Annotated in this window: 26 protein-coding genes and 1 tRNA gene; 14 read left to right on the top strand and 13 right to left on the bottom strand. The window is 62.5% G+C overall.

What is annotated here, in order from left to right; all coding sequences use genetic code 11:
• Positions 1–6: 6 nt before the first annotated feature.
• The 3 genes from FHE74_RS00340 (at position 7) to FHE74_RS00330 (ending at position 2815) form a co-directional block, all read left to right on the top strand.
• Positions 7–492 (top strand): methylated-DNA--[protein]-cysteine S-methyltransferase, encoded by a 486-nt coding sequence (locus tag FHE74_RS00340; protein ID WP_139464434.1) that lies wholly within the window; start codon positions 7–9, stop codon positions 490–492.
• 6 nt (positions 493–498) lie between these two features.
• A complete protein-coding gene (locus FHE74_RS00335) occupies positions 499–1101 on the top strand; it encodes a DNA-3-methyladenine glycosylase I (protein WP_139464433.1) in 603 nt (200 codons plus the stop codon).
• A gap of 178 nt (positions 1102–1279) precedes the next feature.
• Entirely contained in the window at positions 1280–2815 is a 1536-nt protein-coding gene (locus tag FHE74_RS00330) for an aspartate-alanine antiporter-like transporter (RefSeq protein ID WP_218973310.1), read from the top strand.
• Here FHE74_RS00330 and FHE74_RS00325 read toward each other — a convergent pair.
• The 6 genes from FHE74_RS00325 to FHE74_RS00300 all read right to left on the bottom strand — a co-directional run bounded on the left by FHE74_RS00325 (position 2812) and on the right by FHE74_RS00300 (position 7637).
• Positions 2812–3315: a 2'-5' RNA ligase family protein gene (locus FHE74_RS00325; protein WP_139464431.1), complete on the bottom strand. Its 504-nt coding sequence runs from the start codon at positions 3313–3315 to the stop codon at positions 2812–2814. The genes FHE74_RS00330 and FHE74_RS00325 overlap by 4 nt on opposite strands.
• Before the next feature lie 86 nt (positions 3316–3401).
• A tRNA-Ala gene (locus tag FHE74_RS00320) sits at positions 3402–3474 on the bottom strand.
• A 45-nt stretch (positions 3475–3519) separates the two neighbouring features.
• On the bottom strand, positions 3520–4539 hold the full coding sequence (gene sepX / locus FHE74_RS00315; protein ID WP_180339630.1) for a divisome protein SepX/GlpR: 1020 nt from the start codon (positions 4537–4539) through the stop codon (positions 3520–3522).
• 61 nt (positions 4540–4600) lie between these two features.
• A complete protein-coding gene (locus FHE74_RS00310; RefSeq protein WP_139464430.1) occupies positions 4601–5299 on the bottom strand; it encodes a GNAT family N-acetyltransferase in 699 nt (232 codons plus the stop codon).
• A gap of 5 nt (positions 5300–5304) precedes the next feature.
• Positions 5305–6609 (bottom strand): molybdotransferase-like divisome protein Glp, encoded by a 1305-nt coding sequence (gene glp / locus FHE74_RS00305; protein WP_139464429.1) that lies wholly within the window; start codon positions 6607–6609, stop codon positions 5305–5307.
• Positions 6610–6695: 86 nt separating this feature from the next.
• A complete protein-coding gene (locus tag FHE74_RS00300; protein WP_139464428.1) occupies positions 6696–7637 on the bottom strand; it encodes a UTP--glucose-1-phosphate uridylyltransferase in 942 nt (313 codons plus the stop codon).
• A 49-nt stretch (positions 7638–7686) separates the two neighbouring features.
• On the opposite strand from FHE74_RS00300, the gene FHE74_RS00295 reads away from it, so the two are divergent.
• The 3 genes from FHE74_RS00295 to mscL all read left to right on the top strand — a co-directional run bounded on the left by FHE74_RS00295 (position 7687) and on the right by mscL (position 9537).
• Positions 7687–8292, top strand: coding sequence for a 5-formyltetrahydrofolate cyclo-ligase (locus FHE74_RS00295; protein WP_180339629.1), 606 nt, complete (start codon positions 7687–7689; stop codon positions 8290–8292).
• Positions 8293–8317: 25 nt separating this feature from the next.
• Positions 8318–8959, top strand: coding sequence for an SAF domain-containing protein (locus FHE74_RS00290; protein ID WP_139464426.1), 642 nt, complete (start codon positions 8318–8320; stop codon positions 8957–8959).
• Positions 8960–9051: 92 nt separating this feature from the next.
• Positions 9052–9537: a large conductance mechanosensitive channel protein MscL gene (gene mscL, locus FHE74_RS00285; protein WP_139464571.1), complete on the top strand. Its 486-nt coding sequence runs from the start codon at positions 9052–9054 to the stop codon at positions 9535–9537.
• A 209-nt stretch (positions 9538–9746) separates the two neighbouring features.
• On the opposite strand, the gene FHE74_RS00280 is transcribed toward mscL, so the two are convergent.
• From FHE74_RS00280 to FHE74_RS00265, 4 genes are all read right to left on the bottom strand, one after another.
• Positions 9747–10337 (bottom strand): MogA/MoaB family molybdenum cofactor biosynthesis protein, encoded by a 591-nt coding sequence (locus tag FHE74_RS00280; protein ID WP_139464425.1) that lies wholly within the window; start codon positions 10335–10337, stop codon positions 9747–9749.
• Positions 10338–10400: 63 nt separating this feature from the next.
• Entirely contained in the window at positions 10401–11699 is a 1299-nt protein-coding gene (locus FHE74_RS00275) for a S1C family serine protease (protein ID WP_139464424.1), read from the bottom strand.
• 216 nt (positions 11700–11915) lie between these two features.
• Positions 11916–12089 carry a 50S ribosomal protein L32 gene (gene rpmF, locus FHE74_RS00270; RefSeq protein WP_139464423.1) on the bottom strand — a complete coding sequence of 58 codons (174 nt, stop codon included), beginning with the start codon at positions 12087–12089 and terminating at the stop codon, positions 11916–11918.
• 18 nt (positions 12090–12107) lie between these two features.
• The gene (locus FHE74_RS00265; protein WP_139464422.1) at positions 12108–12383 is read right to left on the bottom strand and encodes a type B 50S ribosomal protein L31; all 276 of its coding nucleotides are present in this window, start codon (positions 12381–12383) and stop codon (positions 12108–12110) included.
• A 395-nt stretch (positions 12384–12778) separates the two neighbouring features.
• Between FHE74_RS00265 and rpmB the strand changes: the two genes are divergently transcribed.
• From rpmB to FHE74_RS00235, 6 genes are all read left to right on the top strand, one after another.
• Positions 12779–13015: a 50S ribosomal protein L28 gene (rpmB, locus tag FHE74_RS00260; protein WP_139464570.1), complete on the top strand. Its 237-nt coding sequence runs from the start codon at positions 12779–12781 to the stop codon at positions 13013–13015.
• A gap of 3 nt (positions 13016–13018) precedes the next feature.
• Positions 13019–13183: a 50S ribosomal protein L33 gene (rpmG, locus tag FHE74_RS00255; protein WP_139464421.1), complete on the top strand. Its 165-nt coding sequence runs from the start codon at positions 13019–13021 to the stop codon at positions 13181–13183.
• Positions 13184–13185: 2 nt separating this feature from the next.
• Positions 13186–13491, top strand: coding sequence for a 30S ribosomal protein S14 (gene rpsN, locus FHE74_RS00250; protein ID WP_139464420.1), 306 nt, complete (start codon positions 13186–13188; stop codon positions 13489–13491).
• 14 nt (positions 13492–13505) lie between these two features.
• Positions 13506–13754, top strand: coding sequence for a 30S ribosomal protein S18 (gene rpsR / locus FHE74_RS00245; protein WP_139464419.1), 249 nt, complete (start codon positions 13506–13508; stop codon positions 13752–13754).
• 208 nt (positions 13755–13962) lie between these two features.
• Entirely contained in the window at positions 13963–14802 is an 840-nt protein-coding gene (locus FHE74_RS00240; RefSeq protein WP_139464418.1) for a putative nucleotidyltransferase substrate binding domain-containing protein, read from the top strand.
• Positions 14802–15464: a TetR/AcrR family transcriptional regulator gene (locus tag FHE74_RS00235; protein WP_139464417.1), complete on the top strand. Its 663-nt coding sequence runs from the start codon at positions 14802–14804 to the stop codon at positions 15462–15464. Before FHE74_RS00240 ends, FHE74_RS00235 begins: the two co-directional genes overlap by 1 nt.
• Positions 15465–15485: 21 nt before the next feature.
• On the opposite strand, the gene purH is transcribed toward FHE74_RS00235, so the two are convergent.
• The 3 genes from purH to FHE74_RS00220 are packed head-to-tail and all read right to left on the bottom strand — an operon-like array spanning position 15486 to position 19152.
• Positions 15486–17057 (bottom strand): bifunctional phosphoribosylaminoimidazolecarboxamide formyltransferase/IMP cyclohydrolase, encoded by a 1572-nt coding sequence (purH, locus tag FHE74_RS00230; protein ID WP_139464416.1) that lies wholly within the window; start codon positions 17055–17057, stop codon positions 15486–15488.
• A complete protein-coding gene (gene purN, locus FHE74_RS00225) occupies positions 17054–17638 on the bottom strand; it encodes a phosphoribosylglycinamide formyltransferase (protein ID WP_246049068.1) in 585 nt (194 codons plus the stop codon). Before purN ends, purH begins: the two co-directional genes overlap by 4 nt.
• Positions 17639–17649: 11 nt before the next feature.
• Positions 17650–19152: a cell division protein PerM gene (locus tag FHE74_RS00220; protein WP_139464414.1), complete on the bottom strand. Its 1503-nt coding sequence runs from the start codon at positions 19150–19152 to the stop codon at positions 17650–17652.
• A 222-nt stretch (positions 19153–19374) separates the two neighbouring features.
• Between FHE74_RS00220 and FHE74_RS00215 the strand changes: the two genes are divergently transcribed.
• Together FHE74_RS00215 and FHE74_RS00210 are read left to right on the top strand one after the other, a co-directional pair.
• Positions 19375–20121 (top strand): M23 family metallopeptidase, encoded by a 747-nt coding sequence (locus FHE74_RS00215; RefSeq protein ID WP_139464413.1) that lies wholly within the window; start codon positions 19375–19377, stop codon positions 20119–20121.
• A gap of 348 nt (positions 20122–20469) precedes the next feature.
• Positions 20470–21267, top strand: a complete 798-nt coding sequence (locus FHE74_RS00210; protein ID WP_139464412.1) for a M23 family metallopeptidase — start codon at positions 20470–20472, stop codon at positions 21265–21267.
• The last annotated feature ends 15 nt before the right edge of the window (positions 21268–21282 follow it).

Here is a 21282-nt window from a genome sequence, read left to right as displayed (position 1 = left end):
TTCACTATGGCTCACACGCATCAGCTCCTGGACACCCCGCTGGGCACCCTGACTGTGGTGAGCTCCTCGCGTGGGCTGGTCCGCCTTGGGTTCGACGGCGAGGACGTCCTTTCGCTCTACCCCGATTCCCGGCGCGGTGAAGTTCCTGCCGCAGCGTTGATCGCGGCCTACTTCGAGGGCACCGATTGCTTGGGGCAAATCGCCGTTGATGTGGAGAACACCGGCTTCCAAGGCCATGCTCGCCAGGCGATGCGCGAGATCCCTTTCGGCCAGACGCGCACTTATACCCAACTCGCCGCTCTCTCCGGCAGCCCCAGGGCCGTGCGCGCAGCCGGCACAGCGTGCGCTACCAACCCAGTCCCCCTGGTGATCCCCTGCCATCGCATCACGCGTTCCGATGGTTCCGTGGGTAACTACCGTGGCGGACACAGCGCCAAAATTTTCCTCCTCGAGCACGAGCAACGGAACCTGAACGGCCAAAGTCACGTCTAACTCACCATGCACAACTCACCAGACCTCATCACCGGCCCCGACGGACTCGCCCGCACTCCCTGGGCATACGGCACTGACCTGCTCACCGAGTACTACGACACTGAATGGGGCATGCCCATCTACGAAGAATCCGGCCTCTTCGAGCGCCTGTGCCTCGAATCCTTCCAGGCCGGCCTGTCCTGGTCCACGATCCTGAACAAGCGGGAGGCGTTTCGCCGCGCTTTCCTGGGATTTGATGTCGATGCGGTGGCACAGATGACGCCGCAGGATGTGAAGCGCTTGCTTCTCGACGCCTCCATCATCCGCAATGAGAAGAAAATCCAGGCGGCGATCACCAATGCCCGCGCAACCGTGGAGCTGCGTTCGCAGGAAGGCTTGTCCGAGCTGATTTGGTCCTTCCGCCCAGAAACCACTCCGGAGCCGATGAGTTTGAGCGAGGTTCCCTCGAGTTCTGCGGAGTCGAAGGCTTTGGCCCGAGAGCTTAAGTCCCGTGGCTTCGCCTTCGTCGGTCCGACTTCCATGTACGCCCTCATGGAAGCCATCGGGATGGTAGATACGCACCTAATGGGGTCTCATCGCCGCGGTTGTTCGGGGTTGTGGCCCCGCTAGTGTCTCCCTCGAGTCCGGTTAAAGTAATACTTTTAGGCTAGACTTCTTCCCTAGTGCCGTCCGTTGACGACGGCGAAATACGTTCCCAGGGATTAATCGCGTGCTCTGGGGACGCACTTATTTTGTGGAGGATTCGCCCGCAGTGTTGGACATATTTGCAGATAATATTTTCCTCACCATGTTCTTGGTGATTGCCCTAGGCGCTGGCCTGGGTGCTATCCCGTTTGGTGGTATTCGCTTCGGAGCAGCGGGAACCCTGTTCGTCGGGCTCTTGGTCGGCGCGCTGATTCCCGAGCCGAGTGCTGACCTGACCATGCTCCAGAACTTGGGGCTCGGCCTTTTCGTCTACCTCGTCGGCCTGGAGGCTGGAGAGAGCTTCTTTAAGCAGCTGCGCTCCCAGCTGGGCATGATTGCCTCGGCGATTGCGGCCATCGTGGTTGGCGCAGCGGTCGCCATCATCGGCGGGTTGCTGCTGGGGGCTTCGCGGGAGATCACCGTGGGTATCTTCTCCGGCGCGCTGACGAATACCCCATCACTCTCCCTGGCTCAGAGCCAAACCGGATCGGACCTGCCGGCGGTGGGGTATTCCCTGGCCTACCCCACCGGTGTGGTGGTGGCCATTCTGGTGGTCTCGGTCTTTGTGAACCAGAAGTGGAAGGCCAAGAAGGACTCCCAGGATTCTGACGATTCAAAATTGGTGATTCGTCGCGTCAAGCTTGCCCGAGACATGACTGTCCAACAGCTCAACGACGCAGCCGAGGGCAAAGTTCGCGTGGCCACAGTGCGACGTAACGGGCACTCCTCCATCGTCGATCCGGAGCAGCCCTTAAACGCTGGTGATGTGGTCACCGTCTTTGCCGCCGAATCCATCATGCCTGCCGTCATCGAGGCTGCCGGTACCGCTGTGCCGCGGCGCTGGGGCCGCGACCGCAACGTCGCCATCGACGAGCTCACTGTCTCCAACGACGACCTGGCAGGCCGCCAGCTCAAAGAGATCAAGCTATTCCGCCGCCACCGCTCGGTAGTCACTCGCATCCGCCGCATGGATGAGCTGATTCTTGCCACCCCGGAGACCTATCTCGAGGCCGGCGACATCGTCGAGATCGCCTTCCCCATTGGCAAGCGCGACGACCTGGTCACCTTCTTCGGAGACTCCAAGCGCAACGTTTCCGAGGTAGACCTGGTCAACTTCGCCGGCGGTCTGACCCTCGGTTTCGCCGCCGCGCTGATCGTGATCCCTCTGCCGGCTGGCGCTTCCTTCGCCCTTGGCTCCGCGGCCGGCCCGCTCATCGTCGGCCTCATCCTGGGCGCCCTGCGCAATGCCCCCTGGGGCGGCACGTGGAAGCTGCCGCGCAGCGCCAACTTCACCTTGCGTCAGTTCGGCCTCATGCTCTTTCTCGCTGCCGTGGGAATCGCCTCCGGCCCAGCGTTCGCCGCCACGGCGATCAGCATGACGGGCCTCATCTCGATGATCATCGGTGCTGCCGTCACCGTGGCCACCTTGGCTACCTTCTACCTGCTCATGCGAGTCCAAGGCCAGTCGACCGCTCGTGCCAGCGGCGGTGCCTCCGGCATCATGAGCCAGCCGGCCATCCTGGAGTTCGCCTCCAGCCGTGCCGTCGATCCCCGCGTCATGCTGGGTTACAGCACGGTCGTGACCATCGCGGTGATCGTCAAGATCATCATGGTCCCGCTCATTCTTCTGGTGATTTAGGCACCAGCCAGCACCGTCAACTCCTCACTGCGCGGACGCCACAAGGCGGCTCTTCGCGCAGTGAGTTCTTTTATGTGCGGCGAGCTGATCTCATCGAGTGCGGCTATGTAGTCGGGAACCTGACGACGCGGTATCCGCAACCCCATAGTCAGATGCGGAATCCACCGCTCTCCCCGACCATCCGGATTCGCCGCACTAATCTGCCGCGCTGCCCGCTCTAGCTCCTCGTTGGTCTCCAACAACCACGCCACTGTCTGTTTGCTTTTGGTGCCAAAGACGACGGTTCCCACGCGTCGAAAAGCCGCCGGGATTAACCCAGGTAGGACTTCCCTCGCCTTATCGACGGCTTTCTCACCCATCTGCGGAGCAAACGTCACCGTGATATGAGGTGTTTGCTGTTGAGCAGGAAACCCGCGTGCGGCCAGCTCTCTGAAGATCTCCCGGATGTACTCCTCGTGCTGGTGCTCAAGGTGCAGCAGGATGTTGTCGGGAGATGTCATGTCTCAAGGGTAACCAAGCCCTATAGCCACTGTGCCCTGGGCAGACAAACGCAAAACCCGGCTCAACTGAACCGGGTTTAAAATAGTGGAGCTATGGGGAATCGAACCCCAGACCTTCGCATTGCGAACGCGACGCTCTACCAACTGAGCTATAGCCCCGCACTGCGGATCAGAGTACTCCCCCCCACCCGCGAGCGAAAACCCCTAGCTGGCGCGGCGCAATGGGCGTCGACGAGGCAGCGGCTGGTGCGGTTCCGGGGCGTCATCCACGGTGTAGCGGGCCTCGGGAAGGTAATCGAAGTCGGGCGAGGCGTCGTCTAGCTGCACCACGACTCCACCTGGGCGGCGGAAACGCTCCGGAGCGTCCACCTGGCGCACACCCATGCGTGCGCGACGCAGGTGGCGAATACGGCGAGCCCGCAGTTCGTTTTCCTGGCGCACCTGCGTACGCAGAGCAGCCAGGTAGGCAACGAGGATCACACCCGTTACAGCTGCCGCTGCCCAGACCCAGCCGCCGAAGATGATGCCGAGCACGACGCTTATCAAACCAACACCCACGATGATGGCCAGTGCTCGACGACGTCGCGCGTAGCGGTCGAGCGTGCGCGTGCGATCCGCGTCCGGATCCCAACCGCCGCGCTCACTGCGGCGGCGGGCGAACTCGATTTCTTCTTCGCTCAGCTCCGCAGGTTCGTCGGTAAGCTCGGCCTCTTCGTCCCGAGGTGCGGGCTGGTAGCTGGCGGCAGCATCGGCACGCGCGGCCGGGTGCAGGGTATCCGAGGGGCCTTCGTAGGAGGCATCGACCTCATAGGCCTCCCCAGCACCGGCCTCCTCGACCTCGTCCTCGTCCTCGAGCACCAGTGCGCTGGCAGCAGTCGATCCGCCGGCGGAAACGACCTGCTCGGTCGGCTGTTGGTCCTCAACAACCTCGCCGTCGAGGACGTCCTTGCGGCTGGCCGGCTCGTCGACAAGCTCGAACTCCTCCGGCTCGGCCGCCACAACCTCATAGTCCTGTGAGTCGCGCGGGGCGCGGCGCACGTCGGAGGCGCGCAGGCGCGGCATGCGCGGTGCAGCAACCTCACCGGAGCCACCTTCGTGCAGCACGCGGGTGTCGTCGAAGGCCTCCCCTGCCTGGCTAATCGGGCGCTGCTTACGCAACAACAGCGGCGCCAACACAAACAGCCACACCACGATGATGAGCACAACGATCAAACCGTTGGACACGCGGGTGATCCTTTCACTAGGGGTAATCAGATCACAGGATAATTGCGAAAATCGCGCAGGCTTATCGCCACGCCGCAATCTTGCCCGCTCGCACCAGGCGAGCAACACACGATTGGGGGAACTCATCGTTGAGAAGGGCGACCACGTGGTGGTCTCGCCACTGCCCATCGATGTGCAGGTTGCCTACCAAGAACCCTTCCTCACGGAAACCGTTCTTCAGCAGCACCGCTCCGGAAGCGGGGTTGGAGGGCAGATAGGTTGCTGTTAGTCGGTGGAGGCCGATGCGTCGAAAGGCGTGATCCACCCCCAACGCACACGCCGCGGTGGCCGCGCCCTTGCCCATGTGTGCGGAGTGCACCCAGTACCCAATCCAGGCATCCGAGATGGTGCCGTGCTGAATGTTGCCTATGGTGACCTGACCAGCAAATTCACCGTCGATCTCGATGACCATGGGCACCAACGTCCCGCGCTGCGCCTGTTCCTTGAACGCGCGGAAAAGACTGCGCCACGCCACGGTGCTATGGGCCTCGTGCCAAGTGGTGTGTTGCGTAGGTTCGACGGGCTTGAGCCACGCCTCGTCGGCACGCCGCATACGTGACCAGGCTGCCCCGTCGCTGCTGACCACCGGACGCAGGCGCAATTCCTCGCCGCTAAGCAGTGTGACGCAGGGTGTGACCTCCGGCCAGCCGGGGTGCACCGGGTGGGGGCGCGCGCTACTGGGCTCGCGGTTGCGGTAGGGCTTGGCCCAGGAATTGAGCATGGGCCTTAGCTTTGCGCCATGAAGAGAACGTCGACCACGTCACCGGGGCGGACCTCGGTAACATCCTCGGGAATGCGGATCATCGCGTTGGCCTCAGACAACCCCGCCAACAGGTGCGCGGGAGCACCAGTGGCGCCGCCCAATCCCTCGACAAGATAGTCCTGTGTGTGGGCATCGCGCATCAATCGAGCGCGCACATAGCCGCGACGCCCAGCAATCGAGGTGACGTGGCCGATGGACCGGGCTCGCACCACCCGGCGCGCTGCCGACGGGCGGCTCAGCGACGTCCGGATCAACGGGCGGCCGAAAACCTCGAAGCCCACCAGCGCCGAGATGGGATTTGAGGGCAACAGCAGGGCCGGGATGCGCTCGGATCCAAGCAGGGCAAAACCCTGCACCGAACCGGGGTGGAGGGCGACTCGTGAGGTATCCACATCGCCGATTTCCTCGAGCACCTCCCGCATGACCGTAGCGCCCTGCCCACCAACCGCACCGGAGATCACCAGAAGCTCGCTGCGCTGCATGTGTGTCTCGACGATCTGACGCAACCGCCGCGGCTCGCCCTCCGCAATGCCTACCCAGTGCGCATCGGCGCCAGCCTCCGTGGCGGCGGCCGTCAGAGCGTGCGAGTTTACGTCGTAGACCTGGCCCAGCTCGGGTGTCTGATCCAGTCCGACCAGCTCATGTCCGTAAGACAGTACTGTCACGCGCGGACGCGGGTAGACCAGCACTTTGGAGCGCCCCACGGCAGCCAGCAACCCGACGTGCGCTGGAGAAATCAGAGAGTCCGCAGCAACAGCAATGTCACCCGGCTGTATGTCATCTCCCTCTCGGCGCACAAAGTCCCCGCTGCGCACAGGGCGTTTGGCGGTCACGCGCTTGCTGCCACGGTCCGTCCACTCCAGGGGAAGCACCGCGTCGGCCAGGGTGGGCAGGGGCGCGCCAGCGTGCACACGCACTGCCTGCTTTGGCTGAAGACGCATCGGTTGCTGAGATCCCGCGGGCACCTCCCCCACCACCGGCAGGGAGCGCTCGACGCGAGCGGGCTCAACCTCCACCACGTCTTCCTGCTGGTCAGAATCATCTGGAGCAGGAGCAGCCTTGCGGGCCAGGCCCCGCTCTCCACCGACGTCAACAGCGCGCACGGCGTATCCATCCACCACAGCCTGCGAAAAGCTCGGCTGAGGGGAACTAGCTTGCACGTCCTCCGCGGCGATAAGTCCCAGCGACTCCGCGATTGTCACGCGCACCGGCTCAGGGGTAATCGCCGCATCGCACACGATGGCGAGATGTTCCTCAACGGATCTCAACGTCTCTCGCACCTCCTCTAGCGCCTGAGGTTACCCCGCCGACTGGGCCTCGCCCGCGCCAGACTCACCACAGGTGGTTGTGGACTTTAGAGTCCGTTGCGCTGCTCGTACTCAGCCAGGATCTTCTTGATGGAGCGGTACAGCGCCGGGGCATATCGCTCGTTGCGCAGACCGAAGTCCACGTTGGCCGGGATGTACCCCGCCGGGTTGCCCAGGTCGTGGCGCTGACCATGGTGAACCACGACGTGCACCGGGTGACCTTCCTGAATGAGGAGCTCGATGGCGTCGGTCAGCTGCAGCTCGCCCCCCTTGCCCGGCGTGATGCGCTTGAGAGCGTCGAAGATGGCGCGATCGAGCAGGTAGCGCCCGGCCGCGACAAAGTTCGAAGGGGCGTCCTCGGGCTCGGGCTTCTCCACCATGCCCGTGACCTTCTTGACCGTCGCCGCGTCGGATTCGCTGTCATCGGGAATCTCAACCACGTCGAACACGCCGTAGTTGAACACGTCCTCCCGGGCGACTTCGAAGGCACACAGCACGCTACCGCCGAACTCGGCGCGCACGCGGGCCATCTCTTCGACTACTCCGTTGGGCAGCACGAGGTCATCCGGCAGCATGACGGCAAAGGCGTCCTCATCCTCGTCGAGGACCTGCTCGGCAAGTCCCACGGCGTGGCCGAGGCCCAAGGGCTTGTCCTGCACAACGGCGACCGGCTCGATGAGCTCGCCGGCGCGCTTGACCTTGCGAACCTGCTCGTCTTTTCCGCGCTGTTCCAGAGTCTCTACCAGCTGGTCAAACTCACCAAAGTGCGCGAGGACCTCATCCTTGTTCGGCGCGGTGATCACGGCCAGGCGAGTGGCCCCGAGCTGCGAGGCCTCCTCCGCGATGAGCTCGATTCCAGGAGTATCCACGACGGGAAGCAGCTCCTTGGGCACCGTCTTCGTGGCAGGCAGGAAACGGGTTCCCATTCCGGCGGCAGGCACGACCACAGTGCGCACGCCATGTGGGGATCGGTGATCAGGGTGAACCATAGCGGTTTACCTTACCTGCTGCGTGCAGCCCGACGTTACGATGGTGAACATGAACAAGGGTGATGTTCGTCGCGCAGTCCACCAACGCCGCCGGAGCATGGATCCAGCCCGGCGCAATGAAGCGTCGCAACGCATCACCGAAGAAATCACCACCCTGTTGAGTGCAGAGGCTGCGACCCGAGTGGCCGCCTATGCTCCCGTGGGTACCGAACCAGGGGCAGGGGTACTCCTCGAGGGGCTGCGTGACAGTGGCGTCGAAATTCTGCTGCCCGTTTCCCTCCCCCACGGCCGTCTAGTGTGGGGTTTCGACCACGGGCCGGAAAGCCTCACCACCTCCGCCTACGGGCTATTAGAACCTCGCCAGCCCCACCAGGGCACCGAGGTCCTTACCACCTGCGACTTCGTGTTTACTCCAGCTTCCGCGCTGAGCCCGGAGGGGGTACGCCTGGGTAAGGGTGGTGGGTATTACGACCGCACTCTTGCGCAGCTGTCTTCGCTTGTCGACGCCCGTGGCAACCACCCAGTCATCGTCGCCGTGGTCTATGCAGCGGAGATTGTGGCAGAGGTGCCCGTGGAAAAGCATGACCTCCCCGTCGATGCCGTCGTGACAGAGCAGGGAGTGAGGTACTTCAACAGGAGAGTTGGGAACCGCTAACCCCAGTGCGTCGTCTAAAGGAGGTATGCAGACTCCTTCATTCCTTAATCATCTCCGTGCACCGGGCTATCGACGGCAGGTAACCCTCCGCCGCATTTGCGCCCTTGCTTTGCTGGCAGTCGCGGTGGCGCTAGCTGTGGCGCATGCCCGGCAGAGGGACCCGCACACGCTGGTTTTTAGCAAAGACGTAGCCCCTGGGGCCACGTTGCGTAGCGAGGATGTCACCCTTCGCCGCGTTCCGAAAGACCTGATCCCCTCCAACGCGCTGACCTCCCTCGACGAGGTGACGGGACGACAAGTCCTCTCAGCTGCGGTAGCCGGAGAACTGGTGACAGCCACCAGGGTCACTGGCCAGGAGGCACTCACCGCGCTGGGCGCAGATGCAGCAGGCTCGGCCCAGCTCAATGTCGTGCCCGTCCGGCTGGCCGACCCAGCCACCGCAGCGGTCCTGGAGCATGGAGACACCATTTCCGTGGTCACTGCTGCCGGCGATGAGCCCCAGGGGCAGCCGATCGTCATTGCGGAGCGCGGTCGCGTAGTCGTCGCGGACGACGAGAATCCCGATACGGTTTTGATCGCGTTTCCCAGCGAACTCGCCACCCGCGTAGCAGCCGCCTCGCTGACCTCTCCCCTGTCTGTCGTCCTTTTAACCTCACCCGGACCGTAATCTCCCGTACTATTCGGCTTCAGCCCTTCCAGTGAATTGGAGGCGGCAGCTATTCCCCCTATGCGAGAGTTTGAGGTTTTTAGGTGAAGGATATTCTCACTGGCTTTAAAGAGTTCATCATGCGCGGCAACGTCATCCAGCTGGCCGTCGGTGTGGTCATTGGTAGCGCGTTCACGGCAATTGTCACGTCGATCACCAAGAGCGTGATCTACCCGATCATCGCCGCATTCGGAGAGCCGAGCGCCCCTGGCCTGGGCTTCCACCTGCGTTCGGGCAACCCGGCCACCTTCGTTGACCTGAGTGCTGTAATCACCGCGGTCATCAACTTCTTCCTGGTGGCGGCCGTCGTTTACTTCATCATCGTGCTGCCCATGAACAAGCTGGTCGAGGCCCAGAAGCGTCGCGCCGGTGTGGACGAGGAAAGCGCTGATCCGACCGAGACCGAGCTGCTCGCTGAGATCCGCGACCTGCTGGCCAGCCAGGCCACCCCGCAGCAGGAGCGCAAGGCTGCCGAGGCAGAGGCTCGTCGCACGGCTGAGTCCACGGAGACTCCGGGTTCCACGCGCGTAGCCGAGTAAGAATTTAGGGCTTAATTGCCCCGTAATGAGGAGGGCGATCGTCGAAAAGGCGATCGCCCTCCTCTTCCTCTATGTCGCGGCGACCATCATAGGAATCCACTCCACCAAATGCCCCGTGCCCAGGCGAATCCGCAGTACGGTCGTAGTGTTGCGCCGTCGATGGGCGGACCGCTCGCCGGCGCGACGTACCGCCTTTAGTGGTCTTGGGGTTATTCGGCATTGTGGCTCTGCAGCTCATCGACAAGATGGTGCACGAGTGGCGGCAGGGTCGCTAGACCGTCGCGAATCGCTGACCGAGACGAAGCCAGATTGACCACCACGGTTGAGCCGGAGACACCAGCAACGCCACGGGAAACCGTGGCGTCGATCGCGCCACACATCTGTGCCGAGGTGCGCAGGGCTTGGGAGATACCGTGGACCCGCTGATCCAGGATGTCGCGCGTTGCCTCTGGAGTCTTGTCGCGCGGGCCGACTCCGGTGCCACCGATGGTAAGGACGAGGTCAACTCCGCCGATCACACCGGTCTCGATCGCCTCGCGGATATGCGAGCGCTTGGAGCGCACGATCACCACACCGTCTACGGCAAAGTGCGCCTCAGCCAGCAACTCCGCCACAATGCGAGAGGTTTCCTCGTGATCCTTGCGCTGGTAATCACTGACCAAGACGATCAGCGCCCGGCGCTGTGCAGGCACGCTCTCCTCCTCTTCGGAAGCAAGGAGAAAAGCAGCGTCCGGCTCAGCGACGTCTTCCAGACGCTTAAGGCTGTGGCCTCCGGTGAGGGACTTTTCGGCGGTGTTCATCGGGGGCGAATCTCCTCGTCTTCCTACCTGCCCAGTGGCAGGTTCTTTGTGCCCTTGAACCTACTACTTGGAGAGGGTCGCTTCTACCTTTCGAGTCTCATTGCTATTCGCATCGTGGACCTCGAGGGTGACGGTTTCCCCGAAATCGCGCGAGCGCACGGCCGCGATCAGGGCGTCAGAGGAGTCAATAAGGCGATCGTTGAGGCGCACGATGACGTCTCCCTCCTTGATGCCGGCCTTCTCCGCAGGCCCCCCGGGCTCTACCCCCGCCACTGTGGCACCGTCCACGGGGTTGCGCCCATCGACCATGACTCCAAGCAAGGGCTGAGAGGCCTTGCCATCTTCAATGAGCTGGCGAGCCACGCGCTGCGCGAAGTTCGAGGGAATAGCAAAGCCCAGACCGATGGATCCTGCCTGCCCGCCGGCACCCGATGACAGGCTAGCGATCACGCTGTTCATGCCGATGAGGTTGCCGTTCATATCCACCAAGGGGCCGCCGGAGTTGCCTGGGTTGATAGCGGCGTCGGTTTGAATGGCGTCGATTAGCGACGATTCCCCTCCCTCCTGAGAGGCGCGGACCGGCCGCTGCGTCGCGGAGACGATACCGGAGGTCACCGTGCCGGACAGGCCCAACGGCGCGCCGACCGCGACGACTTCCTGACCAACGCGCAACTGGCTGGAATCACCGAATGAGATCGTCGGCAGATCCTTGACCCCCTCAATCTTGATGATCCCGATGTCCGTGGCCGGGTCCGACGCCACGTATTCCGCATCATGGGTGCTGCCATCGTTCAGGGTGACCTGAATGCGACCGCCCTCTGCGCCGGCGATGACGTGGTGGTTCGTCAGGACGAAACCGTCGGGGGTGATGATCGAGCCCGAACCCTCGCCCGCTGCCGTAGCGGTAGCAACTTGGATGGAGACCACTGCCGGCAAGACAGCGGTGGCTACCTGCTCCACGCTGCCGTCTGGCGCCGGGGCGACGTCGGCCGGGCGCTGACGGAGGGCTTCTGAGGCTGAACTCGTCTCAGGGGTGGAATCTCCTTCACCCAGTTGATTCGCAGCGACCCCGACGACTCCACCGGTTACCACAGATCCAGCCAACATAAGCGCTAGCGCGGTCCCCAGGCCAACGCTCTTCTTTGGCTGCGGCTGTGCGGAAGCCCCGTACACCGGGGAGGCCTCGTAGCTCCTCTCCAAAGGTTCAGTACCAGCCTGCGGGTTCGGCGGGGCGGTCTGATAAGGCGAATCCACGCGTTCGTAGCTGGACGTGGGGTGGTCTTCCGGAGAGTGGAATGAGGATGAGGCGGAGTTCTGATCGCCGGTGAACCGAGAACTCGAGGAACCTGCGGAATCGTTCATAAGTCCTAACTCTTCTCCTTCGTGCTGTGATCGGACTGATGCACTACTGCGTTAAGGAAACGCACAGTCTGAATGTTTGCTGTGAACTATTTCCCCCGCTTCGCCTTGCACAAACGCGAAAAAGCCGCACTGTATTCCTGCAAGCTCCAACCAAAGTTGGAACCTCAAGAAACAGCGCGGCAGAAGAGGTGATCCGCCTAGGCGGGGGCTAGTTCCTTAGAACTGCTCAACCTCAACCAGGCCAGCCTTAGCGGCCTTGACCAGACGGCGCGGGATACGCACGGTGCGGCCGTCGATGGTGACCTCCTGGAGGGCGACGTTGTCTGCCTTCCACTGCGAACGACGCATGCGGGTGTTCGCGCGGGACATCTTGAACTTCGGAGTTGCCATGTTTTTCTACCCTCCCTCTTACTTGACTGCGGTCTTCTTCTTGCGGCGAGCCATGCCGCCGAAGCGACGCTGGAACTTCTCCACACGGCCAGCGGTATCCATAACGCGCTGTGCACCGGTCCAGAACGGGTGAGACTCGCTGGTGACGTCAACGACGATCAGCGGGTACTCGTTGCCATCCTCCCAGGTGACCGTGCGGTCAGAGGTGACAGTGGACTTGGTCAGGAACTGGGAACCGGTACCAGCGTCCTGGAAGACCACCGGGTGGTAGTCGGGGTGGATATCCTTCTTCATAAATAACCCTTCAGGATTGAGACTTCGGGTCGGTTCTTTACGGCGATTGATCCGTAAGATCGTGCCCGAGTTGGGGTCAGTAGTACATACAGCATCTTGTGCGCGAGCGCGCGCCAAAGATGAACCTTGAGTAGCCTACACGCCAAGTGGCGGTACACCTAAATCCCTTCCGGGGATCGCCCAACGCAGCCACTCCTTATATACGGCGCAACCGTTTCCAGCCCGTGATTAGGTTTTGCCCGCCATTCGCGGTAAGGTTCTCCCTTGCTGTTGTCGAAAGTAATCGTTTACGCCCCGTCAGCCAGTCGTTGGCAGTGCCCCGAACCATCCCTCACTCTCGGTTCGGCGCGGCGCTCCTGCAGGCAGATGTGGGCGGCAAGGAGAAAGAAGCACCCATGTCGGCTATTTGCCAGGTCACGGGACGCAAGCCGCAGTTCGGCAAAACCGTCTCGCACTCGCACCGCCGCCACTCGCGCCGTTGGAACCCCAACGTGCAGCGCAAGCGGTTCTACCTGCCCTCCGAGGGCCGTACCATCACCCTGAACGTTTCCACCAAGGGTCTTAAGGTCATCGACCGCGACGGTATCGAGTCCGTCGTTTCCAAGATCCGCGCTCGCGGAGAGAAGGTGTAAATCATGGCACGTAATGACATTCGCCCGATCATCAAGCTGAAGTCTACGGCTGGCACTGGTTTCACCTACGTCACCCGCAAGAACAAGCGCAACAACCCGGACCGTATCTCGCTGCGCAAGTACGATCCGGTCGCCCGCAAGCACGTTGAATTCCGCGAGGAGCGATAAATATGGCTAAGAAGTCCAAGATCGCTAAGAACGAGCAGCGCAAGGAAATTGTCGCCCGTTTTGCGGAGCGTCGCGCTGAGCTCAAGGCCATCATCAAGAACCCGAACACCTCTGACGAGGACCGTCTGGACGCTCAGTTTGAGCTGAATCGCCAGCCGCGTGACGCCTCCCCGGTGCGCGTCCGCAACCGCGATTCCCACGACGGCCGTCCGCGCGGTTACCTCCGCAAGTTCGGTCTGTCCCGTGTCCGTATGCGCGAGATGGCTCACCGCGGTGAGCTTCCCGGCGTTCGTAAGTCCAGCTGGTAAGGGGTAGCGATAACATGAAGCGCACCAATCACAAGAAGGCGCGGATCGAGCAGTCCCGCCGCCCGAAGAAGAACCCACTCAAGGGTGAGGGCATCGAGAAGGTGGACTACAAGGACATCAAGACCCTGCGTCTGTTCATCTCCGATCGCCACAAGATCCGTTCCCGTCGCGTCACCGGCCTGACCCCGCAGCAGCAGCGCGAGGTCGCCACCGCCGTGAAGAACGCACGCGAGATGGCTCTCCTGCCGTTCACCGCCCGCTAAGAGCACGCAACGTTTCTTTTCATAACAGCAGCGCGCTTGTGCCGCTGGTTATGTGACTCGGCAGAAGCTGGCCCGTTACCGGATAATCCCCGGTGACGGGCCCTTTGGCGTTCATACGGTACCCTCAGGTTTTAATACTTGTGTGCGAATAGCCCCGCAGGCGCAGCCGGTCTACGCCGGACGAGAAAAGGATGTAGAAGTCAAACCCATGCCCCTTCACGATTCCCTCCGCGAACTGGCTGAACACGCCCCGGTGTGTGCCCATCCAGCCGAGCTGAAAGGTGTTCTTGCTGAGGCCCAGGATCTCCTGCGCGCCGCACTCGACCACCGCTCCCCTGCCCCAGAACTCACCGCCTGGTTCTCGCAGCTGGTGTTCGACTGCCTGCGTAGCCCCGCTGCTGCAGACCTCTTGGCAGGTTCAACAATCGCTCCCACCGGCTCGGTAGCACGGGGAGAGGCCATGCCGTCGATGCCACTGGAATGGATTGTCACCTCCGGTTCCGGCTCCGATGCCCTCACCGAGGTATTTGCGCACGTCGGACTTCAGGCGCATGCCGTCGAGTCCCGCCCCGCGTTGCGTATCGACGCCCGCCTGGCGCACCCAACAGCTGCAGAGCCTGAACTTCTCCAGTTAGCCGTTGACCACCGTCCGCCGAGCGTGTCCACCCAGGACGGACTACCGGACCGTTCCGCACCGGTGGCTCTCGAAGGGGCCATTATGCGTCCGGTGGCCGACCTCGCTCGCTGGGCAGCCGCGGGGCAGGCTGGTCAGTTGACCGCCACACCGGATCGCCTTGCAGCCGGCACGTCAAACGGGCTTCTCACCGAGGACGAGTCTGCGGCCCTCTTGCAGGCCTGGACCACCGGCCTGACGTTGTGTCTGCGTCGCTGGGCCGGCAGGGTCAGCGACCGGGAGGTAACCCTTGGGGACCTGCCAGCCATTGACCGTTCGGCTTATGGGGACGCCGCCCGTACAGTATCTACCTGTATTCGGGCGGTGGCTGCGCGCCATGACATCGCCGTGACAGAGAAAGGATCGTGGTCTTAATGGCTGGAGCAGTGGGCCGTCCCCGCAAGAACAGTCCTCGCCGCCGCGGATCAACTGCGCGGGAAGAGATCCTGGATGCGGCTTCTGAGCTGTTTACTACTCAGGGGTTTGCCACTACATCAACGCACCAGATCGCCGAGGCCGTCGGCATCCGCCAGGCGTCTTTGTACTACCACTTTCCGTCGAAGACGGAAATCTTTCTCACGCTGCTGAACTCCACTGTCAAGCCGTCGTTGACCTTGGCGGAGCGTCTTGCCGAGTACAGCGAGACTGCTGCACTCCGTCTTTGGGCACTCGTTGCCGCGGAGGCCCGGCTATTGCTGACTCAGCGCTGGAACGTGGGCCGCCTTTATCAGCTGCCCATCGCCACGTCGGAGGAGTTTTCCGACTACCACGCGGCCCGCGCCGAGCTCGAACGCATCTTCCGCGAACTGACCATCAGCCTGGTCGGGGAAGACGACCGTCGGATTGAGCTCCCCTTCCACATGTCCCTGGCGGTCGTGGAGATGCGCGCCAATAACGGGACCGCACCTGAGTCGGTTTCCGATGAACGCCTACCCGACACCGCAGTCATGCTGGCCGACGCCGTGCTCGACATGCTGCACGTGGAGCTGCCCGAAGAGCGGGAAGCAAAAACGCTAGCCCTGCTGAAGCAGGACTAGCGTTCCTCTCGCCATCAGGCGTTAGTGGGCGAAGTGACGCTCACCAGTTAGATACATGGTCACGCCGTGCTTTTCGGCCGCGGCAATAACTTCCTCGTCACGGATGGAGCCGCCCGGCTGAACCACAGCCTTGACGCCTGCCTCCGCCAGCACCTCGAAGCCGTCCGCAAACGGGAAGAAGGCGTCGGATGCAGCCACCGCACCGGTGACGCGGTCAGCATTATCTGCCAGGGTGTTAGCTCGTTCGACGGCTAGCTTGGCCGAGTCCACGCGGTTGACCTGGCCCATGCCCACGCCGACGGTTGCCCCGTCCTGAGCGATAAGGATGGCGTTGGACTTCACACAACGCACAGCCCGCCATGCAAACTCGAGATCGGCGAGCACCTGCTCGTCAGCGGCTTCACCTGCGACGAGTTTCCAGGAGGAAGCATCATCGCCAGCAGCCTGCAGCGCATCGGCCTCCTGCACCAGGAGTCCTCCCGAGATCTGCCGGATCTCTCGGCCGCCCCGCTCTGGTGCCTCAGCGGTCAGGATGCGCAGGTTCTTCTTTTGCTTCAGGATCTCCAGGGCCTCGTCGCTAAACGACGGTGCAATGATGACCTCCGTAAAAATGCCCGACACGGTTTGCGCCATTTCCGCGGTGACCTCGCGGTTGGCGGCGATCACTCCGCCGTAGGCGCTCATCGGGTCGCAGGCATGGGCTTTGGCGTGCGCCTCGGCGATCGAATCGTCGGAAACACCGATGCCACACGGGTTCGCATGCTTGATCACCGCCACGCAAGGACGTGAGTGGTCGTGCGCTGCGCGCCAGGCCGCGTCGGCGTCCTGGTAGTTGTTGTAACTCATCTCCTTGCCATGGTGCTGCGTCGCACCGGCCAGGCCCGAAGCGCCCGGAGTGGTGTACAGAGCTGCGGACTGGTGCGGGTTCTCTCCGTAGCGCAACGTGGCCGAGCGCTGGTAGGTCTGGGCGATCCATTCCGGGGTGGTGGATTCCTCGTCCAGCTGCTCTCCCAGCCAGGTGGCCACGGCGGCATCGTATGCCGCGGTGTGGCGGAAGGCTGCCAGTGCAAGACGGGTGCGCTGCTCGCGGGTGAATCCACCGTCGTTAAGCGCGTCCGCAACGCTGGCGTAGTCCTTTGGGTTGGTGACCACGGCGACCGACGGGTGGTTCTTGGCAGCCGCGCGCACCATCGAAGGCCCGCCAATGTCGATCTGTTCAACGCACTCGTCGAAGCTGGCGCCGCTGGCGACCGTCTCCGAGAACGGGTACAGATTGACCACAACCAGCTGGAACGCAGCAACGCCCAGCTCCTCTAGCTGGGCGTTGTGTGATTCCAAACGAGTATCGGCAAGAATCCCGGCGTGTACGCGCGGATGGAGAGTCTTGACTCGTCCATCGAGGCACTCCGGAAATCCGGTGAGCTCAGAGACCTCGGTAACCTCCACACCTGCATCCTTGATGCGTGCCGCAGTGGAGCCAGTGGAGACGATCTCTACTCCAGCCTTTCCCAGGGCGCGGGCCAAGTCCTCCAGCCCAGTCTTGTCATAGACGCTGATCAGCGCCCGCTTCAGCGGCTTGCGATCCTCGCTCATACTGAAAAATTCACCTTTCCCGTTGTGGTGTCGATGTCGGCGCTGCGCAGGACCTCGACGATGAGCCTGCGCTCGACCCGCTTGATCTTCTCATGAAGCGAGCCTTCATCATCATTGCGGTCTATACGCACTGGTTCTTGAGCGATAATCGCCCCAGAATCTACCCCCGCGTCCACGTAGTGCACGGTCGAACCGGTGACCTTGACTCCATAGTTCAGCGCATCGCGTACCCCATGGGCTCCGGGGAAGGAGGGCAGAAGCGCCGGGTGCGTATTAATTGTCCGCCCCTCAAAGGCTTTGAGAAAGGCCGGTCCCAGGATCCGCATGAACCCAGCGGAGACCACAACGTCTGGGGTTTGCTTTTCGACGCTGCGGGCCAGCTGCTCATCCCACTGGCCCCGATCCCCTTCAAGGGCGACCACGCTCGTGCCGACCCCGGCGCGTCGAGCGCGCTCGAGCGCTGGGCATTCCTTATCTGCGATGACGTGAGTCACCCGGTAGCTTTCCCCCTGCGCGTCGAGAATGGCTTGCAATAGCGTTCCCGAGCCAGAGACGAGTACGACGATTGATGCAGTAGTCACGACGGTCGATCCTAGTCGGTGCGAGTGGATCCGCCCTGAGGAGCGTCGTTCTCCTCAGGATCAACGGTTTCTTCGCTGTCCTTATCGTCCTCGATGTCTTCTGCGTCTTCTGCGCCTTCTGCGTCCTCGGTGTTCTGCGCTGTTTCCGCATCGGTTTCCACCGCTGACTCCACCGACTCCACCGACTCGGCCGAATCCGCCGACTCCGCCTCTGGCGCCTCATCCCCCTCTACGATCTCGCCTTCAGGCTCCTCTACGCTCTCCACGTCCTCAGAGCTCAGCGACTGATCTTGGCCACTAACTGGGGCAAAGCGTCGTGCCAGAGCCCATGCTCCAGCCACTGCTAGTGACAGCCCTCCTAGCCACAGCAACGCCAAGCCAGCTGCAATCCAGCCTGTCGGGCCGACGTATCCATACCAACCGAGCACGCCGGCACCGAGGTAGGCAGAAAGAATGGTCATAGTTGCAGCGCCCAGGCCTGCCCCGAGCGCGCGCAGCGGATTCGGACGGGCCTTAAGCGCTACCACCAGGGCAACAATCGCGGGCACAGCAAGAAGAACTGGCGCATACCGCGATGCGACCGGCGGGATAAGAGCGAACAGAGGCAATGGGGGCAGGGGGACGAGAACGACGTCGAAAAGCCCCGCCGACCCCTGTGCCCCCACTGTGAAGTCTCCACCGAGCAGTACAGCGATCATCGCGATAATTGCATTCGGAAGGTAGAGCAGGGTCAGTGCAACCAGTCCCGTCACGCCCGATTTATCCAAGAGTGGGTACGACCCCAGCATCGCGGAGATATCGGGGTAACGCAGGATCGCAAGCACTCCAAGCAGCAAAAGCGAAAGCCCGCTGAGTAGCAGAAGGAAACGTCGTCCGTCGCGGAACCCGTCGAGCAGATCGACCGGGACGTCATACTTACGCGCTACCGCGTCCCAGAGTTGCGAACCCACGCCGATCACAAATGCAACCAGGCTGATAATGAGGCTGCGCCCAACGAGAGAGCCAAACGGGGGCGCCTGGAAGTGCCCACCGACCTGCCCCAAGACGAGGCCGGCGATCATGGTGAGCACTAGCGGAATGGCTATAGCAATTGCTGCAACGTATGCCAAGTCGATGACTGTGACTTTGCCGCGCACTATCGACCGAACCCGCCGGGCATACATCGCAATAACCAAGATGATGGGAACGAGCGGGAGCACACCGAGCGTGACTCCCTCGTACGTCATTGGCGCCCCGTGGCTGACCAGCCACCCGACCAGGAGGATTCGAATGAAATAGACCGGCGGCGCGGACATCAGGACGACTGCCGCGAGTGAAATGATGGAGACAAGTACCAGGACGAGGGCAGGTGCGATGCTGAACGTCGGGGCAAAGCGCCGCAATCTGGCCCCGGGGGTAGCCGGGCGGGGGGTGGGAACCTGCGGACGCACCGGCGTATTGGTCTTCAAACGAGTCCGCGGCGTGCGTTCTGTTCGACGACGGGGACGCTGATCGGGCTTGGCTCTCTTATTCATCGCTCACTACTGTGCCATGAGGGACGTGCGTTACGGGTGTGACGCGACGAAGGGCCCTGCGCAATGGGTGTAACGACGCCTGTGAGAAAGCCAATAAGTTATCCCCACAATCTCAGTTGCCCCCGCTGAATCGAAACGCTATTGTGACCATTCGTAGATAACAGGATGGTCACGGAAGAGTTACGAACCCACCGTGACTGCGGGCAGGTAGGACAACACTTCATGCGACATAAGACCATTGGGTCGAATGCCGGCAAGCACCGCAAGGTCAGCGCCGCGCAGACGACGAAGGGCCGTATCGCCTTCGTCGCACTCGCCACCGGGGCAATTTCTGGCGCTGGCGTCGGCGGTGCAGCTGCCGCTACCGCAAACAGCCAGCCCGAGCAGGCCGAGGCCACCCCGTCCCCGGATGTGGAGCTGTCCAGCCAGTCTGAGCCAATCGCTGACGCCCCCACCCAGGCCGCCCCGCAGGTCCTGGCCATCCCGGAGTTTAAGCCGGTCAGCGGTCTTGCCGAGCAGCTTGACAAGGCTGTTCAAGCCTCCAGCGAGCGCGCAGCCGCCGACAAGGCAATGCGCGGCTCCTCCGTGGTTAACCCGGCCGAGGGCGCTTTCACCTCCGGATTCGGTATGCGCTGGGGATCCATGCACAACGGCATCGACATCGCCAACGCCATGGGCACCCCGATCCTGGCAGCCATGGACGGCACCGTTATCGATGCAGGTCCAGCCTCTGGTTACGGTAACTGGGTCCGCATTAAGCACGACGATGGCTCCATCACCGTGTACGGCCACATGGAGACCATCGACGTCACCGTTGGCCAGCACGTGACCGCCGGCCAGAAGATCGCCGGCATGGGCAGCCGTGGCTTCTCCACCGGCTCCCATCTGCACTTCGAGATTCACCCGGGCGGTGGCGCCCCGGTCGATCCGATCGCATGGTTCGCCAGCAACGGAGTGACCATCTCTTAAGAATTACGCACCCAAGACACCGCGTCCCCATTTCCTGTTGGGGGACGCGGTTTTTTGTTGTTTCCACAAAGACGCCAGGCCCACACCCTCCCCCTCCGCACCGCCACACTAGTAACACTCGACACTTCACTCGCAGTAATCAGGTTTCCCCCCTAGGGGAACAAAACTCTCAGGAAAAAACTATTTTCACTCCAGTTTCGAACCCTGACCTGGCATGTTCGAACATTTTCGCAGCTCAATGCGCCGATTGCGGATTGATAGGTTTACCCCTAAGGACTAGCTTGATAGCAGCGTGCCTCGCGGCAGCGTTACACCATCGCAAATAAACCGATAAGGAACGACACGCCCATGAGCCAAGTCCGGACCCAACGTCGCATCGTTGGCAGCCTCAGCACTGCTGCGGCAGCTTTCGGCGTGAGCACTGTAGCCATCCCTACTGCAGCCGCCCAGGACGTCACTATCGACCTCAACGCGGTGGCAGCCGCCATTCAGGCCGCAGAGGCGTCCTCACAGGCCTCTCAGGGCAGTTCCGGAACCGACGTGCGTTCCCTCGCCAATACCGCTTCAGCGCTTTCCAGCGCCGTGGAGATCGCCACCACGCAGCCCAGCACCGCGAGCACGACGGCCACCGCGCCGTCGGCAAGCGCAGCCGAGAACGCAGCCGCAGCTGAAGCAGAGCACGAGGCCTCTGCCCTCAACCTCGCCAACGCTCTGCACCCAGAGCGCGGCCAGACCTCAGACGGCCGCACCGTGGTCTTTCCCACTAAGGGCGAATTTACGTCCGGATTCGGTCCGCGCTGGGGAACTGTTCACGAGGGCATCGACATCGCCAACGACGTGGGAACTCCGATCAAGGCTGCGATGGACGGCACCGTGGTGAACTCTGGGCCAGCATCGGGATTTGGGCAGTGGGTCGTGCTCAAGCACGACAACGGGGAGAAGACGGTGTACGGCCATATCTCTGAGTCGTACGTGTCCCCGGGCCAGCGCGTCGAGGCAGGCGAAACTATCGCCGCCATGGGCAACGAGGGCCATTCGACTGGCCCGCACCTTCACTTTGAGATCCGCCCGGACGGCAACACGGCCGTCGACCCGGTGGCCTGGTTCGCTGACCAGGGCATCGCGATGAACCTGGCCCGCCTCTAGGGTTTTCCCGTAACG

Origin of the sequence: Corynebacterium tapiri, assembly GCF_006334925.1 — a bacterium.
GTDB classification, from domain to species: domain Bacteria; phylum Actinomycetota; class Actinomycetes; order Mycobacteriales; family Mycobacteriaceae; genus Corynebacterium; species Corynebacterium tapiri.
This window is presented reverse-complemented; position numbering and strand designations above follow the sequence as displayed.